This window comes from Kitasatospora sp. NE20-6 (assembly GCF_045862635.1).
In genome coordinates this window covers 76,889-92,893 of sequence record NZ_BPRL01000005.1, presented here as the reverse complement: position 1 = coordinate 92,893, position 16,005 = coordinate 76,889, and the positions used below count along the sequence as shown (strand labels likewise).

Genomic DNA, 16,005 nt, shown 5'->3' with positions numbered 1-16,005 from the left:
CCCACCAGGATCTCACGAACGCCCCGGGCCCCCGGCCGGTTATGGCAGGGGGCCTGTGCGGGAGGGCCGGGCGGCCGCGGGGCGCGACGGTCAGCCGTCCGCCTTGGGCAGGCCCTTGTAGTCCTTGCCGAGCACGACGACGAGGTCGGTGCTCTGCGGACCCGCCACCTTCTTCGCGGCCTCCGGCTGGAGTCCGAGCGCCCCGGCCAGCGTGCGGGCGGCCTCGGCGCGGGCGTCGTCGGTGTAACGCACCTCACTGGCGGCCTGCGCGGTGCCGGGCTTGGTGCTGCCGGGCACGACCTCCATGCCGGCGTTCATGGCCTGCACCGAGGCGTCGTTCACCGCGGTGCCGGTGCCCGAGGCGTTCAGGAAGGAGACGCGGGGGACGCTGCCGGTGGAGGTGGCGTTCTTCACGGTGCCGCCGAGCACGTCCTTGACCTGCTGACCGGCGGCCGCGTCGAGCGTGCCGTCGGCGGCGGCCTTCAGCGTCTGGGTGCCGAGGTGACCGGCGTCGGCCTGCTTGGCGAGCTGGGCGAGCACCCCGGCGAGCGCCTTCTCCGGCAGGGAGGGGTCGAGCACCGCGTTCATCCGGTGCACGTCGTCCGTGGCCTCGGTGAGGTCGGTGGGCATGGCGTGCAGCACGGCCGCCATGACCTGCCCGAAGCGGGCCAGCTGGGCGTCCCGCCCCTCGTCCGGGCCCTGCAGGGTGGCGTACGCCACGGCGGCCTGGCCGTTCAGCGCGGTGCCCTTGCCGGCGGCGGCGAGCACCTTGCCGTCGGCGTCCTTCACCTCGGCGTTCGTGTCCACGGTGATGCCGCCGAGCTGCGCCACGAGCAGCGTCAGGTACGGGGTGTCGAGGCGCCAGGTGCCGGCGACGGGGGCGCCGAGCACCGCGGCGAGGCCCTCCCGGGTGCCGGACGGGCCGAGGTCGTCGAGGGCCGTGCCGGTGCTGGTGGTGCCGCTGTCGCCGCCGGGCAGCTTGAGGGTGTCGGGGAGGAGCAGCACGGTGCCCTTGCGCCCGGAGACGTCGTCGACGAGCAGGGCGGTGCTGACCTTGCCCTTGAGGTCGCGCAGGTGCACCACGCTGACCTGTCGGCCGCCGGCGGCCGCGGCCGCGGAGGCGCCGCTGTCGCGGCCGGTCCACCAGACGTAGCCGCCGACGCCGCCGCCCGCCACGGCGACCGTGACGGCGAGCGCCACGAGCCGGTTGCGGAGCTTGCGGCGGCGTTCGGCCCTCACCTCGCTGCGCGACTCGGCGAACTTCAGCCAGTCGATGACGTCCTCGGACTCCTCCGCCTCCTCGTCGACGAAGGTGAACTCGCCCGTCTCGTAGTTCGGGTCGCCGGCCTGCCGGCGGGCCTCGCGTCCGCCGCCGACCTGCTCGGACGGCTGCGCGGGCACGGTCGGGGCCGGGGCCCGGACGGGTCCGGGCCGGGGCGGGGCGGCGACCGGCGCGACGTGCTGCAGCGGCGGCTGCGGCACGGGCGGCTGCCGCACCGGCTGCACCGGCACGGACGGCTGCTGGTACGGGTCCTGGACGTAGCCCTGCTGCCCGTGGCCGGCGTACGGGTCCTGCCCGCCGACCGGCTGCTGCTGGTAGTAGCCCTGCTGCTGGCCCTGCTGCGGCTGCTGCGGGTACCCCTGCTGCTGATAGCCCTGCGGGTAACCGCCCTGCTGCGGCGCGGGCGCCTGCTGCTGGTGGTAGCCCTGCTGCGGGTAGCCCTGCTGCTGGTGAGCGGACTGCTGGTGGGCGGGCTGCGCGTACGGGTCCTGCGGGTACGGCTCCTGCGGGTAGCCGCCCGTGTACGGGTCGCCGGGCTGCTGCTGGCCGTACGCGTCGTGGCCGTAGGCGTCGTGGCCGTCCTGGCCCTCGTAGGCGTAGCCCTGCTGCGGGTGCTCGGGCCGTCCGTAGGGGTCCTGCCCGTTCGGGGCGTACGGGTCGTACGGGTACCCCTGCGGTCCGCCGCGGTCTGCCGTTCCGGTCACGCCGTCCCTCCCGGGATCAGGGCTGGGCCGGCGCGTAGAGCGCCCGCTTGTCGATGTAACGGACCACGCCGTCCGGGACGAGGTACCAGACCGGCTCGCCCTTGGCGACCCGGTTGCGGCAGTCCGTGGAGGAGATGGCCAGTGCGGGCACCTCCACCAGGGAGACGCCGCCGGCCGGAAGACCGGCGTCCGACAGAGTGTGCCCCGGCCGGGTGCACCCGATGAAGTGGGCGAGCGCGAAGAGTTCCTCGGAGTCCCGCCAGGAGAGGATCTGGGCGAGGGCGTCGGCGCCGGTGATGAAGAACAGCTCGGCGTCGGGGTGCAGGTCGCGCAGGTCGCGCAGGGTGTCGACGGTGTAGGTCGGACCCTGCCGGTCGATGTCGATCCGGCTCACCGAGAACTGGGGGTTCTCCGCGGTGGCGATGACCGTCATGAGGTAGCGGTCCTCGGCCGGGGTGACGTGGCGGTCCGACTTCTGCCAGGGCTGCCCGGTCGGTACGAAGATCACTTCGTCGAGGTGGAAGGCGCTCGCCACCTCGCTGGCGGCGACCAGGTGCCCGTGGTGGATCGGGTCGAAGGTGCCGCCCATGACGCCTATGCGCTTCCCCGCCCCGCCCGTGCCTGCGGAATCGGCCTGCTGTCCCATGCCGCCACACCTTACGCGACGCGCGTCACGGCCTCGCAAGCCGCCTGAAGAGGTCCGCGGGAGGGAGCGCGCAGCTTCTGTGCAGGCGCTCCCCCGCGGCCCGGCCGGCTCAGCGGTCGCGGTTGAAGCGGGTGGTGATGAACGCCAGCAGCAGCAGGATGAACAGTGCGGAGCCGCCGGTCAGGTACGGGTTGAGGCTCTCGTGGTTGCCGCCCTCGGCGAGCTGGGTCAGGGCGGGCAGTGCAGCAGTGCTCATGGTCGGCAGGACCTTCTCGGCTCGGGGGCGGACGAGGCTGCGGGCCGTACGGCCTGCGGCCTCATCGTACGGGTGGCCGCCTCGCAACCGCGCGGCGGCCCACCGCGTCTGATTCCTCGTAGCGGGCCGCGCGCGGCAGGCACCCGACTCGTCAGTTGTCGCGTCCTGCCCGCAGCAGGATCCACGCCAGCAGGGCGACACCCACGAGGGAGCCGACCACGATGATCCGCAGGAACAGGCCCGGGCCGTTCTCGGTGGAGATCGGTCCGGCCAGGTGGACCAGGGTTTCGGGGGACATCGGCGGTGCTCCTCTCGCTCCGGACGACCAGCGTAGACCGGGGCGTACCGGACACCCTCCACCGCCCCCCGGGGCGGCGTACCGTGTGCGCGGGGACGAGTACGCACGCACGGACGTTGGAGCCAACAGCAGCGGGGGCCGGCTGTCAGCCGGTGCCGGCGACCACCAGGAGGTACTCGACACATGACCGACATGTCCAAGGACAGCGGCGGCAGCACGCCGAGCCGTCGCCGGCAGCGTTTCCCGGAGATCTCCACCCGGGCCTGGGAGCACCCGGCGGACCGCTCGGCGCTCGTGGCGCTGCGCAGGCTCAGCGGCTTCGACGACGTGCTCAGGAAGCTGGCCGGGCTCGTCTCCGAGCGCAGCGTGCGGCTGATGTTCCTGGCCACCGCCGTGAAGACGTCGGAGCGTCAGTTCCCGGAGCTGCACGCCATGGTGCGGGACGCCGCGTACGTGCTCGACCTCGACCGGGTGCCGGACCTGTACGTCACGCAGGACCCGACCGTGAACGCCATGTGCATCGGCATGGAGACGCCGATCATCGTGCTCACCAGCGGCCTCGTCGACCTGCTCGACGAGGAGGAGCTGCGCGCCGTCGTCGGCCACGAGGTCGGCCACGCGATGTCCGGGCACGCCGTCTACCGGACGATGCTGCTGATCCTCACCAACATCGCCGCCCGGATCGCCTGGCTCCCGCTGGGCAGCCTCGCCGTCATGGGCGTCATCACCGCGCTCAAGGAGTGGTTCCGCAAGGCGGAGCTCTCCTGCGACCGGGCCGGCCTGCTCGCCGGCCAGGACCTTCAGGCGTCCATGCGCGGGCTGATGAAGCTCGCCGGCGGCCACGACCTGGCGGAGATGAACGTCGACGCCTTCCTGGAGCAGGCCGAGGAGTACGACAGGGCCGGCGACCTGCGCGACGGCGTGCTCAAGCTGCTGCAGGTGCTGCCGCAGACCCACCCCTTCGCCGTGGTGCGCGTCGCCAAGCTGAAGAAGTGGGCGGAGAGCGACGAGTACCGCTCGATCCTGGCCGGCGCCTACCCGCGCCGCGGCGACGACCCGGACGCCTCGGTCGGCGCCCAGTGGAAGGCCGCCGCCGATTCCTACTCGCAGTCGGTCAAGGAGTCCAAGGACCCGCTGATGGGCCTGCTCCGCGACGTGGCCGGCGGGGTCGGCACGGTCGGCGGACGACTGCGCGACACCTTCGCCGGCGCCGGACGCACGGCCGGCAGCACCAACGGCAGTGCCGACGGCAGCGACGGCAACGGCTCCGGCCCCGCCGAGTAGCACCCCGCGGGGTGCCCGGGCCGTCCGGTCACGGTCGTCCGGTCACGGCCGGGCGAGCGGCCCGAGCACCCCGCACAGCTGCCAGGCCGGACGGCTGCGGTCACCCGGGTCGACGGCGCCCGCCGCGGCCGCGCCGGCGCCCGCCAGCAACGGCTGCAGATAGCCGCCCATGGGGGCGCCGCACGCCGTGGGCCCCGCCTGCACCACCGCGTCGACCAGCCGCAGCCGGTCCGAACCCAGATCCAGCCGGTCGAACTCGAACCGCAGGTCGCGCCGGACGGTGTACAGGCTGACCGGCCCCTCCGCCGTCCCGGCCGCCCGGACCGCGTAGACGAACGTGTGGTCGGTGTCGATCGCCAGGATGTCGTTGCCCGCCTCGCCGATCCGCACCGCGCCGGCCGCCTGCACCGTGTCGGTCGCCAGCGCCACCTGCCCCGGGTCGAACCGGACCAGCCAGCCCGTCGCCGCGTGGTGCCGGTCGTCCAGCGGATGCCGGATGCTCTCGTCGTACTGCCCCTGCTCGCCCGGGGTGAGCAGCGCCCGCGCCTCCGCCGACCCGCTCCGCTCCAGCGTGGCCGGGGCCAGCGCGGACGCCACCAGGTAGCGCTGCACGACGGACAGCGCCCGGCCGACCTCCGTCCGCGTGAAGTGCGCGGTCGCGCTCCCCGCGGGCAGCGCGAGACCGGCCGCCCCCTCCGCGTAACCGGCGGGCAGCGCCGCGAACGGATGCGCCGGGTCCGGCACCGCGGCGACCGGCGCCGCAGGGCCGAGCGCCACCAGGCCGGTGGTCAGCTGGCGGCCGAACGGCGGCGAGGCCTGCCGGTGCGGCGCACTGACCCCGAAGTACACGGCCGCGGCGAAGGCCAGCAGCACGACCAGCAGCAGGGCCACCGCCTGCCGGGGCAGCGTCCCGAACGGGCCCAGCCCGATGCGCGTCCGGATCGCCCGGTCCGTACCGGCCAGCCGCTCGCGCGCCGACAGCTCCTGGATCCGGGCAGCCCGCACGAAGGACTCGTCGAAGACGACGGACCGGAACTCGTCGTCGCTGCCGGAACCACCGTCGGGCGCACCCTCCGGAGGCTCACGCGGGTCACCCATAGGACAAGGGTAGAACCGGAACGCGCAAGGTTCGAGGGGCCGCACCCGCCGTGGCCCGGACGGGCCACGCGAACCGCACCGCCCCCGCGGACCCGCTCAGCCGCTCACCAGAGCCACCGCCGTGGGCAGCGGCGCCACCGAGGGCACTCCCGGCGTGCTGCTGGAGCCCACCCCGGGCCGGTGCGGCGACTCCCCCACACCGCCCGCCCCGCGGTAGATCGCCGCCACGGCCACGGCCACCAGCCCGACGCCCATCACCACGGCGAGCACCCAGGCGACCGGCCGGTGCCAGCGCTGCTGCGCCACGTACCGGCCGTCGTAGCCGAGCGGATCCCAGCGGGGCGTCCGCGCCCAGCGGGCACGGCGACGCACCCGGTCGGTGCCGGACCACGGATCGGGGTAGTGGTGGTCGTCGTCCAGGCCGCCCGGGTGCGGACGCAGCTCCAGCGGCAGGACGTCGCCGGTGCCCGTCATCTCCGGGGCCACCAGGTCGTACGGCCTGGCCGGTCCCGCGGTCTCCGGCTCGAACCGCGCCTCGGCCGCGGCGAGCTGCCGCTCCAGGGCACTCGGCTCGTGCACGGCCGCAGACCGGACGAAAGCCTCGTCGAACACCACGGTGGCGAACTCGTCGTCCGCACCACCGTGGTCGGCGCCGTCGGGGTTCGGTGAGCCCCCCACATCCTCAGCCACGGGATTCAGCGTATTACCGGGCGGCCCTTTTGTCTGTGGCTCCTCGCATCTGCCCCGACCGCACGCCGTGACCGGCAGCCCCGTCAGGACCCCACGGTCGGGGTGGCCTCGCCGCGCACATGGCCGTCACCAGTGACGATGTACTTGGTGGAGGTCAGCTCGGGCAGGCCCATCGGCCCGCGGGCGTGCAGCTTCTGGGTGGAGATGCCGATCTCCGCCCCGAAGCCGAACTCACCCCCGTCGGTGAACCGGGTCGAGGCGTTGACGGCCACCGTGGTCGAGTCGACCAGCTGGGTGAAGCGGCGCGCCGCGGCCTGCGAGGCCGTCACGATCGCCTCGGTGTGGCCCGAGGACCACCGGCGGATGTGCGCGACCGCATCGTCCAGCGACGGCACCACGGCCGCCGCGATGTCGTACGACAGGTACTCGGCCGCCCAGTCCTCGTCGGTCGCCGGCACGACGGTGGCCGCGGTGCCCTCGGCGGCCTTCAGCACCGCGTCGTCGCCGTGCACGGTCACGCCGGCGGCGGCCAGCGCCTCCAGGGCGAGCGGCAGGAAGTCCTCCGCGACGTCCTGGTGGACGAGCAGGGTCTCCGCCGAGTTGCAGACGCTGACGCGCTGCGCCTTGGAGTTGAGCAGGATGCCGACCGCCATCGCCAGGTCGGCCCGGGCGTCGACGTAGACGTGGCAGTTGCCGGTGCCGGTCTCGATCACCGGCACGGTGGACCCTTCGACGACCGTACGGATGAGCGACGCCCCGCCGCGCGGGATGAGCACGTCCACGTAGCCGCGGGCGCGCATCAGCTCCTGCACCGACTCCCGGCTCTCGCCCGGCACCAGCTGCACCGCGTCGGCGGGCAGCCCGGCGGCCTCCACCGCGTCGCGCAGCACGGCGACCAGCGCCGTGTTGGAGCGGTACGCGGAGGCGGAGCCGCGCAGCAGCACCGCGTTGCCGGACTTCAGGCAGAGCGCCGCCGCGTCGACCGTCACGTTGGGACGGGCCTCGTAGATGATGCCGACCACGCCGAGCGGCACCCGCACCTGGCGGACGTCCAGACCGTTGGGCAGCGTGTAGCCGCGCACCACCTCGCCGACCGGGTCGGGCAGGCCGACCACGGACCGCACGTCGGCGGCGATCGCCGCGATGCGCTCGTCGGTGAGGCTGAGCCGGTCGATCACCGACTCCGCGGTGCCGGCCGCGCGGGCACGGTCGACGTCCTCCGCGTTGGCCGCGGTGATCTCCGCGCTCCGGGCGACCAGGGCGTCCGCGACGGCCAGCAGCGCCGCGTCCTTGGCGCTGCGCGGTACCGGGGCGAGCACGGCGGCCGCCTCACGGGCTCGGCGCGCGACGGCGAGGACGGGGCTGTCGGTGGTGGCGAGGTCGCTGGTCATGTCTGAAGGGTAGCGAGTCGGCGCACCCCGACCGGCCCCCTTTTCGCCCGCTGAGACGGGCCGGGCGGCGGTCCGCGGACCGCACGGACGCCCGGTCCGGCCCGCTCAGTACGGGTGCACCCCGCCGGGCTGCGGCGGCGGGGTGCCGAAGCCCTCGGCCACCCGCTGGTGGTACGTCGCCCGGTCGACGACCTCCAGGCCGACGATCTCCCACGGCGGTAAGTTCGCGGACGCCTTGTGCTCGCCCCACAGCCGGAGCGCGACCGCGGCGGCGTCGTGCAGGTCCCGGGCCTGCTCCCAGTAGCGGATCTCGGCGTGGTCCTCGGCGTAGCGGGCCGTCAGGAAGAACGAGTGGTCGTGCGCCAGCTGTTCCAGCCCGGACCTGAGTTCGGGGAGCGGGGTGGTCCGGCCGGCCACCGAGAGCACGACGTGCCACAGCCGGGCCTGCTCCTCGGCCCGGTCGTCGGGCCGGTCGCCGGCGTCCGGCCGAGCCCTCAACTCGCGTACGGCGGGTGGAGGTCCGTCGGGTCGGTCGTCCCCTGCGCGGCCCCCGGAGATGCTGGTGAGCCTGCGTTCGGGCGTCTCGCCGGGCAGTGTTCCCGGGCGCCTGCTTGCCATCGGCAGCCTCCTGTTCGGCGACGTGCTGCTGCTCCGGCACCGGCCACCCTGCCGGTGCCCGGCGGCCCCGTCAGCCGCGCAGGACGACCAGGTCGTCGCGGTGGACGACCTCGCGCTCGTACGCGGCACCGAGCTCCTGGGCCAGCTCCCGCGTGGACCGGCCGAGCAGACGGGGCAGCTCCCTCGCATCAAAGTTGACCAGTCCGCGGGCCACGATGTGGCCGTTTTCGCCAAGAAGGTCGACGGGATCACCCGCGGTGAAGTCGCCTTCCGCCTTGGTCACCCCGGCGGGCAGCAGGGACTTGCCGCCGTGCACCACCGCGTCGACCGCCCCGGCGTCCAGGTGCAGGGCGCCGCGCGGGGTGGAGGCGTGCTCCAGCCAGAGCAGCCGGTCGGCGGAGCGGCTGCCGGTCCGCTGGAAGAGCGTGCCGGTGGGCCGGCCGGCGAGGGCGTCCGCGGCGTGGCTGGAGGCGGTCAGGACGACCGGGATGCCGGCGCCGGTGGCGATCCGGGCGGCCTCGACCTTCGTGACCATGCCGCCGGTGCCGACACCGGCCTTGCCGACGCTGCCGATCTCGATGCCGTCGAGGTCGTGCGGGCCGCGCACGGTCTCGATCCGGCTGGTGCCGGGCTTCGCCGGGTCGCCGTCGTACAGGCCGTCGACGTCCGACAGCAGGAGCAGCAGGTCGGCCCGGACGAGGTGGGCGACGAGCGCGGCCAGCCGGTCGTTGTCCCCGAACCTGATTTCGGCGGTGGCCACGGTGTCGTTCTCGTTGACGACCGGCATGGCGCCCATGGCGAGGAGCTGGTCGAGGGTGCGGTAGGCGTTGCGGTAGTGCGCGCGGCGGCTGGCGTCCTCGGCGGTGAGCAGCACCTGGCCGACCCGGATGCCGTACCGGGCGAAGGAGGCCGTGTAGCGGGCGACGAGCAGGCCCTGGCCGACGCTGGCGGCGGCCTGCTGCCGGGCGAGGTCCTTGGGGCGCTTGTCCAGGCCGAGCGGGGACAGGCCCGCCGCGATGGCGCCGGAGGAGACCAGCACCACGTCGGGGGCGTCGGGGCGGGCCCGCACCTTGGCGATCGCGTCGACGAGCGCGTCGACCCGGTCCGCGTCCAGGCCCCCGGCGGCGGTGGTCAGGGACGACGATCCGACCTTGACGACGATCCGCCGCGCGGCGAGGACGTCCTGCCGCAGTGTCTGATCCGTCATCAGTGCCCTCCGGTGTCATGGGTCGAGCCCGCCGCTCGACCGCAATCTACGCGATCCGGGCGGCGGGCCCGTCGGGATATCAGCTGGCGGACGCCGCGACCGGGGCACGGCGGTCCCCGTCCCGCCCGGCGGCCGCCGGAGGGGAGGGGACCGGCGCGGGCCGGGGCACGGCGCGCCGTCGGCTAGTACTCCTCGTCGTCGCCGTCGCCCTCGATGGCGGGGCGGCCCGAGGAGAGCGCCTCGAACGCGCGGTACTCCTCGTCCGCGACGTCGCGGCCGCGCTGGCGGTCGCGGCGGCGGTCGACGGCGGGCCGCTGCGTCTCGAAGCGGTGGTCCTCGCCGCGGCGGCCGAGCATCTCGGCACCGGAGGCCATGGTCGGCTCCCAGTCGAAGACGACGGCGTTGTCCTCGGGGCCGATGATGACCGTGTCGCCCTCCTTGGCGCCGACCTTCCACAGCTGCTGCTCGATGCCGAGGCGGGCGAGCCGGTCCGCGAGGTAGCCGACGGCCTCGTCGTTGGCGAAGTCGGTCTGGCGGACCCAGCGCTCCGGCTTGATGCCGCGGATGCGGTAGGCGCCGTCCTCCTCGGTGACGGTGAAGCCGGCGTCGTCGACCGCGGTCGGGCGCAGCACGATGCGGGTCGACTCCTCGACGGGCTTCGCGGCGCGGGCCTCGGAGACGATCTGCGCGAGGGCGTAGCTGAGTTCGCGGAGGCCCTTGTGGGCGAGCGCGGAGACCTCGAAGACGCGGTAGCCGCGCTCCTCCAGGGAGGTGCGGGTGAGGTCGGCGATGTCCTGGCCGTCCGGCACGTCGACCTTGTTGAGCGCGACGAGGCGGGGCCGGTCCTCCAGGCCGCCGTACTGCGACAGCTCGGCCTCGATGGTCTCCAGGTCGGTGAGCGGGTCGCGGCCGGGCTCCAGGGTGGCGCAGTCGAGGACGTGCACCAGCACCTCGCAGCGCTCGACGTGGCGCAGGAACTCCAGGCCGAGGCCCTTGCCCTGGCTGGCGCCGGGGATGAGGCCGGGCACGTCGGCGATGGTGTAGACGGTCTCGCCGGCGGTGACGACGCCCAGGTTGGGGATCAGGGTGGTGAAGGGGTAGTCGGCGATCTTCGGCTTGGCGGCCGAGAGCACCGAGATGAGCGACGACTTGCCGGCGCTCGGGTAGCCGACCAGGGCGACGTCGGCGACGGACTTGAGCTCCATCACGATGTCGCGGGCCTCGCCGGGCTCGCCGAGCAGGGCGAAGCCGGGCGCCTTGCGGCGGGCCGAGGCGAGCGCGGAGTTGCCGAGGCCGCCGCGGCCGCCGGCGGCGGCGACGAAGGTGGTGCCGTGGCCGACCAGGTCGGCGAGCACGTTGCCCTCCCTGTCGAGCACCACGGTGCCGTCCGGCACGGGCAGGACGAGGTTGTGACCGTCGGCGCCGGTGCGGTGACCGCCCGCGCCCGGCTTGCCGTTGGTGGCCTTGCGCTTGGGCGAGTGGTGGTACTCCAGCAGGGTGGTGACCTGGGCGTCGACGACGAGGGTGACGCTGCCGCCCTCACCGCCGTTGCCGCCGTCGGGTCCGCCGAGCGGCTTGAACTTCTCCCGGTGCACGGAGGCGCAGCCGTGGCCCCCGTTACCCGCGGCGACGTACAGCTCGACGCGGTCCACGAAGGTGGTCATGGGATGTGCCTCCAGTGCGAAGAAAGTATGGTCCTGCAGGTAAAACAGGAAGGGTGGACCGGATCATCCCGGCCCACCCTTCACAGTGAGTCTTGACGCAAGGTCAGGAGACTCAGGCCTCGACGGCCACGATGTTGACGACCTTGCGGCCGCGACGGCTGCCGAACTGCACGGCACCGGCGCTGAGCGCGAACAGGGTGTCGTCGCCGCCACGGCCGACGTTGGCACCCGGGTGGAAGTGGGTGCCGCGCTGGCGGACGATGATCTCGCCGGCGCTGACGACCTGGCCGCCGAAGCGCTTCACGCCGAGGCGCTGGGCGTTCGAGTCGCGGCCGTTCCGGGTAGAGCTTGCGCCCTTCTTGTGTGCCATCTCGCTATCCCCTTACTTGCTGACGGAGTCGATGCTCGTGATGCGCACCGCGGTGTACTTCTGGCGGTGACCCTGACGACGGCGGTAACCCGTCTTGTTCTTGTAGCGGAGGATGACGATCTTCTCGCCCTTGGTCTCCTCGACCACCTCGGCGTGCGCCTTGACGCCGCCGAGCACCCACGGGTCGGAGGTGACGGCGTCACCGTCGACGACCAGGATGGTCGACAGCTCGACCGAGTCACCCGGCTTGGCCTCGATGCGGTCAATCTCCAGCACGTCGCCGACGGCGACCTTGTGCTGGCGGCCGCCTGCGCGAACGATCGCGTACATGCGGTACCTGCTTTCTGTACTCGGTCGGAGCTCACCGATGCCAGCTGCCTGGGTACGGACACAGGAGCCTCCCCCGATCCGGGCTTGTGGGCCGCGATTCGGGAGGTGAGATGCTCGGGAGCAGTGGCGTCAACACGCCGAGGGTCAAGAATACGGACCGGCGCCCCTGGGGGCAAACCGGACCGACCGGGCCCGGGACGGCGCGTGCCGTCCCGGGCCCCGGGGCGTTACTCGGCGGCGCCGTCACCTTCGGCGGCCGCGGCCTTCTTGGCCGCCGCGCTCGTCCGCTTGGTGGCGGTCTTGCGGGCGGTGGTCTTCTTCGCCGCCGTCGTCTTCTTGGCGACGGTGGTCTTCTTGGCGGCGGCCTTGCGGGGGGCCCGCTTCTTCGGCGCGGGTGCCTCGTCCCCGGCCTCGTCCTCGGACACCGGCGCCTCCGCGGCGGCCTCCTCGGGGGCGGCCTCCCCGGACACGGTCACGGCGGCCTCGACGGCCTCGACGGCCTCGGCCTGCGGGGCCTCCTCGGCGGCGGGCTCCGCCACCGGCTCGGGGGCCAGCTCGGCGGCCGTCAGGGCCGCCTCCATGGCCGCCTCGGCACGGGCCCGCAGCACGACGATCTCGGCCTCGGCGGGTGCCCCGGTCGGCGCGGTCGCCTTGCGCACCGCACGGCGGCGCGGACGGCCCGCGACGGGCGCGGCGGCGGACGGCGCGGTGACGGCCTCGGCGGCCTGCACGACGGCAGCCGCAGCAGGCTCGGCCTGCGGGGCGGCCTCCGGCTCGACGGCCTCGACGGTTTCGGGGGCCTCGACGACCGCGGCGGCCGCGGCGGCCGTCTCGACGAACTCCAGCTCGTCCTCGGCCGTCTCCGGCTCCTCCAGGTGCTCGTCCTCGGAGAGGATCTCGATCTGGGGCTCGGTCTGGGAACCGCCCTTGCCGCGCCGGCGGCGCTTGCTGCTGCCGGTCGGCTCGCCGGAGGCGAGGGTGCCGCCACCGCCGCCGTGGCTGTGCGGCTGGTCCATGTGCACGATGACGCCGCGCCCGTTGCAGTGCACGCAGGACTCGGAGAACGACTCCAGCAGGCCCTGGCCGACCCGCTTGCGGGTCATCTGCACCAGGCCGAGCGAGGTGACCTCGGCCACCTGGTGCTTGGTGCGGTCGCGGCCCAGGCACTCCAGCAGGCGGCGCAGCACGAGGTCGCGGTTGGACTCCAGCACCATGTCGATGAAGTCGATCACGATGATGCCGCCGAGGTCGCGCAGCCGCAGCTGGCGGACGATCTCCTCGGCCGCCTCGATGTTGTTGCGGGTGACGGTCTCCTCGAGGTTTCCGCCCTGACCGACGAACTTGCCGGTGTTGACGTCGACCACGATCATCGCCTCGGTGCGGTCGATGACCAGCGAACCGCCGCTCGGCAGCCAGACCTTGCGGTCCAGCGCCTTCATGAGCTGCTCGTCGATGCGGTACGTGGCGAACACGTCGACGTCCGAGGTCCACTTCTGGAGCCGCTCGGTGAGGTCGGGGGCCACGTGGGAGACGTAGTCGTGGATGGTGTTCCACGCGTCGGAGCCGCTGACGATGACCTTGGTGAAGTCCTCGTTGAAGATGTCGCGGACGACCCGGACGGTCATGTCCGGCTCGCCGTAGAGCAGCACCGGGGCGTTGCCGGTGGCGACCTTCTTCTGGATGTCCTCCCACTGCTGCTGCAGCCGCTGGACGTCCCTGGTCAGCTCGTCCTCGCTGGCGCCCTCGGCGGCGGTGCGCACGATGACGCCCGCGTCGTCCGGGACGATCTTCTTGAGGATCTGCTTGAGGCGGGCCCGCTCGTTCTCGGGCAGCTTGCGGCTGATGCCGGTCATCGAGCCCTCGGGCACGTAGACCAGGTAGCGGCCGGGCAGCGAGATCTGGCTGGTCAGGCGGGCGCCCTTGTGGCCGATCGGGTCCTTGGAGACCTGCACCAGCACGGACTGGCCCGACTTGAGGACCGACTCGATCCGGCGCGGGCCGCCGTGGCCGCCCAGCGCGCCGAAGTTGACCTCACCGGCGTACAGCACCGCGTTGCGGCCCTTGCCGATGTCGACGAACGCGGCCTCCATGGACGGCAGCACGTTCTGCACCTTGCCCAGGTACACGTTGCCGACGTACGAGGTCGCCTGCTCCTTGTTGACGTAGTGCTCGACGAGCACGCCGTCCTCCAGGACGCCGATCTGGGTGCGCTCGCCGTTCTGGCGGACGACCATGACGCGCTCGACCGACTCGCGGCGGGCCAGGAACTCGGCCTCGGTGATGATCGGCACCCGGCGGCGGCCCAGCTCGCGGCCCTCACGGCGGCGCTGCTTCTTGGCCTCCAGACGGGTGGAGCCCTTGATGGACTGCACCTCGTCCGGGTCGAACGACGGCTCGGTGGAGCGGCGGCGCGGCTCGCGCACCTTCACGACCGTGCGGACGCCGTCCTCGGTGCTCTCGGCCGGCTCGGAGCCGCCCTCGCCACCACGGCGGCGGCGGCGCCGGCGGCGGCGCGAGGAGGACAGGCCGGCGGCGAGGTCGTCCTCGTCGCCCTCCGGCTCCTCGTCCGCGCCCTCGTCCTCGGCCTGCGGCTGCTCGGTGCCCGCGGCCTCGACGGCCTCCGGCTCCTCGGACTCCCCGCGACGGCGGCGACGGCCGCCCCGGCGGCGGCGACGGGACGGACGGTCGTCCTCCCAGTCGCCCTCCTGCTCCGGGCCGCTCTCGGGGGCCTCGACCGGCTCCTGCACCGCGACGGGCTCCTGCGGGCGGGCCACGGGAGCGGGGGCCGGGGCGGCGACGGGGGCGGGCTCGGCCTCGGCCCGGGCCGGCTGCTGGCGGGTCCGGGCGGGCGTCTGGACCCGGACGGACGTACGGACCCGGCGACGGCGGCCGACCCCGCTGTACTCGAACTCTTCCTCCGTCCCGGAGGAGGAGGGGGCGGCCGCGGCGGCCGGGGCCGCCTTCTCGGCCGGCTTCCCGGCCGGTGCGGCGGCGGGCGCGGCAGCAGGGGCCGCGGCGGGGGGCGCTGCGGGCGCGGTGTAGGGCGCGGGCTCCTGGAAGACCGGCGCCTGGAAGATCGCGGTGGACGGGCGGACCGCACGGCGGCGGACCCGCTGCGTGGGCTCCGGCTCGGCGGCGGGCGCCGGCGGCGCGGCCTCGACCGGGGCGGCCTCCGGCTCCCCGGCGGCGGCCTCGGGCTCCTCCTCGGCCTCCTCGACGGGCTCCTCGGCGACCGGCTCGGGCACCACGGGGGCCTGCTCGACGACGCGGCGGCGGCGGGCACGGCGGGCCGGGGCGGCCGGCTCCTCGGCGACGGCCTCGACGGCCTCGGCGGTCGGGGCGGGCTCGGCCGCGACGACGGGCGCCTCGGCGGGGGCCTCGGGCTCCGCGGCGGGCGCACCGGCCGGGGCCTCGGCACGCTTGCGGGCCCGGCGGGCCCGGACGGGCTTCTCGGCGGGCGCCTCCTCGGCGGCCGCAGCCGCGGGCGCCTCCTCGACGGGGGCGTCGACCGGGGCCTCGGCCTCGGTCACGACGATCGGTGTGGCCTCCGGCGCACCGGCCGGGGCCTCGACGCGCTTGCGGGTCCGCCGGGCCCGGACGGGCTTCTCGGCGGGCGCCTCCTCGGCGACCGCAGCCGCGGGCGCCTCCTCGGCGGGGGCGTCGGCCGGGACGACGGTCTCGGCGCTCTCGGCGGCGGCACCCTGGGGCGCGCCGGCCGGGCGGGACACCGCGCGGCGCCGGCGGCGCGGCGGGGCGGCGGAGCCGCCTTCGGCGGGGTTGTCGGCCGGTTCCGCAGCAGACTGCGGTTCGGTGTTCTCGAGCATGCGGGTGGATCTCCCGTCAGGCCCCCGGGCTCCGCATCCGGGCACGGCTCGACACCTGGGTCACGGTCGGCCACGGAAATGGCGGGCCAACTCCCACGGTGCCGCCGTGCGGACGCGAGGCCGCACAGGAGCTCGTAGTCTCGCTCGGCGTCCCGCACGGTGCGGGATGTCGAAAGTCTTCTGGTCTGACCAGTTGTTCTCTGTTGTCAAGGCCGGGCCTCGGGGCCCGTCTGCGTGCGACGACGCTCGCTCCCCTGGGAAGCCGCGGGGACCTGGGGAGCCACGGCCCGGTGGCGGGCCCTGGCTCCCTGCCCGCTCGGCGGTCGGCGAAGGCGTACGGCCC

General features: G+C 74.4%; 14 protein-coding genes. 1 reads left to right on the top strand and 13 read right to left on the bottom strand.

The window, feature by feature from the left end; translation table 11 throughout:
* Positions 1-90: 90 nt before the first annotated feature.
* The 4 genes from SNE206_RS05975 to SNE206_RS05960 form a co-directional block, all read right to left on the bottom strand.
* Complete coding sequence (locus SNE206_RS05975) at positions 91-1,986, bottom strand: LytR C-terminal domain-containing protein (protein ID WP_407912295.1); 1,896 nt, start codon at positions 1,984-1,986, stop codon at positions 91-93.
* A 16-nt stretch (positions 1,987-2,002) separates the two neighbouring features.
* Positions 2,003-2,632 (bottom strand): nicotinate-nucleotide adenylyltransferase, encoded by a 630-nt coding sequence (nadD, locus tag SNE206_RS05970; RefSeq protein ID WP_407912294.1) that lies wholly within the window; start codon positions 2,630-2,632, stop codon positions 2,003-2,005.
* A gap of 109 nt (positions 2,633-2,741) precedes the next feature.
* Positions 2,742-2,888, bottom strand: coding sequence for a hypothetical protein (locus SNE206_RS05965; protein ID WP_405013355.1), 147 nt, complete (start codon positions 2,886-2,888; stop codon positions 2,742-2,744).
* 151 nt (positions 2,889-3,039) lie between these two features.
* Entirely contained in the window at positions 3,040-3,186 is a 147-nt protein-coding gene (locus tag SNE206_RS05960) for a hypothetical protein (protein ID WP_407912293.1), read from the bottom strand.
* A 183-nt stretch (positions 3,187-3,369) separates the two neighbouring features.
* Between SNE206_RS05960 and SNE206_RS05955 the strand changes: the two genes are divergently transcribed.
* On the top strand, positions 3,370-4,470 hold the full coding sequence (locus SNE206_RS05955; RefSeq protein ID WP_407912292.1) for a M48 family metallopeptidase: 1,101 nt from the start codon (positions 3,370-3,372) through the stop codon (positions 4,468-4,470).
* A gap of 42 nt (positions 4,471-4,512) precedes the next feature.
* Here the strand turns inward: SNE206_RS05955 and SNE206_RS05950 are convergent, their stop codons facing one another.
* The 9 genes from SNE206_RS05950 to SNE206_RS05910 form a co-directional block, all read right to left on the bottom strand.
* Positions 4,513-5,568 (bottom strand): hypothetical protein, encoded by a 1,056-nt coding sequence (locus tag SNE206_RS05950; RefSeq protein ID WP_407912291.1) that lies wholly within the window; start codon positions 5,566-5,568, stop codon positions 4,513-4,515.
* A 96-nt stretch (positions 5,569-5,664) separates the two neighbouring features.
* The gene (locus tag SNE206_RS05945; protein WP_407912290.1) at positions 5,665-6,258 is read right to left on the bottom strand and encodes a hypothetical protein; all 594 of its coding nucleotides are present in this window, start codon (positions 6,256-6,258) and stop codon (positions 5,665-5,667) included.
* A gap of 83 nt (positions 6,259-6,341) precedes the next feature.
* Positions 6,342-7,649, bottom strand: a complete 1,308-nt coding sequence (locus tag SNE206_RS05940; protein ID WP_407912289.1) for a glutamate-5-semialdehyde dehydrogenase — start codon at positions 7,647-7,649, stop codon at positions 6,342-6,344.
* A 105-nt stretch (positions 7,650-7,754) separates the two neighbouring features.
* A complete protein-coding gene (locus tag SNE206_RS05935) occupies positions 7,755-8,267 on the bottom strand; it encodes a hypothetical protein (protein WP_407912288.1) in 513 nt (170 codons plus the stop codon).
* 70 nt (positions 8,268-8,337) lie between these two features.
* Positions 8,338-9,474 (bottom strand): glutamate 5-kinase, encoded by a 1,137-nt coding sequence (gene proB, locus SNE206_RS05930; protein ID WP_407912287.1) that lies wholly within the window; start codon positions 9,472-9,474, stop codon positions 8,338-8,340.
* 182 nt (positions 9,475-9,656) lie between these two features.
* Entirely contained in the window at positions 9,657-11,138 is a 1,482-nt protein-coding gene (gene obgE, locus SNE206_RS05925; protein ID WP_407912286.1) for a GTPase ObgE, read from the bottom strand.
* Between the two features lie 112 nt (positions 11,139-11,250).
* Positions 11,251-11,508 carry a 50S ribosomal protein L27 gene (gene rpmA / locus SNE206_RS05920; protein WP_407912285.1) on the bottom strand — a complete coding sequence of 86 codons (258 nt, stop codon included), beginning with the start codon at positions 11,506-11,508 and terminating at the stop codon, positions 11,251-11,253.
* A gap of 12 nt (positions 11,509-11,520) precedes the next feature.
* Entirely contained in the window at positions 11,521-11,838 is a 318-nt protein-coding gene (gene rplU / locus SNE206_RS05915; RefSeq protein WP_405013346.1) for a 50S ribosomal protein L21, read from the bottom strand.
* Between the two features lie 227 nt (positions 11,839-12,065).
* Positions 12,066-15,662, bottom strand: coding sequence for an Rne/Rng family ribonuclease (locus SNE206_RS05910; RefSeq protein WP_407912284.1), 3,597 nt, complete (start codon positions 15,660-15,662; stop codon positions 12,066-12,068).
* Positions 15,663-16,005 lie beyond the last annotated feature (343 nt).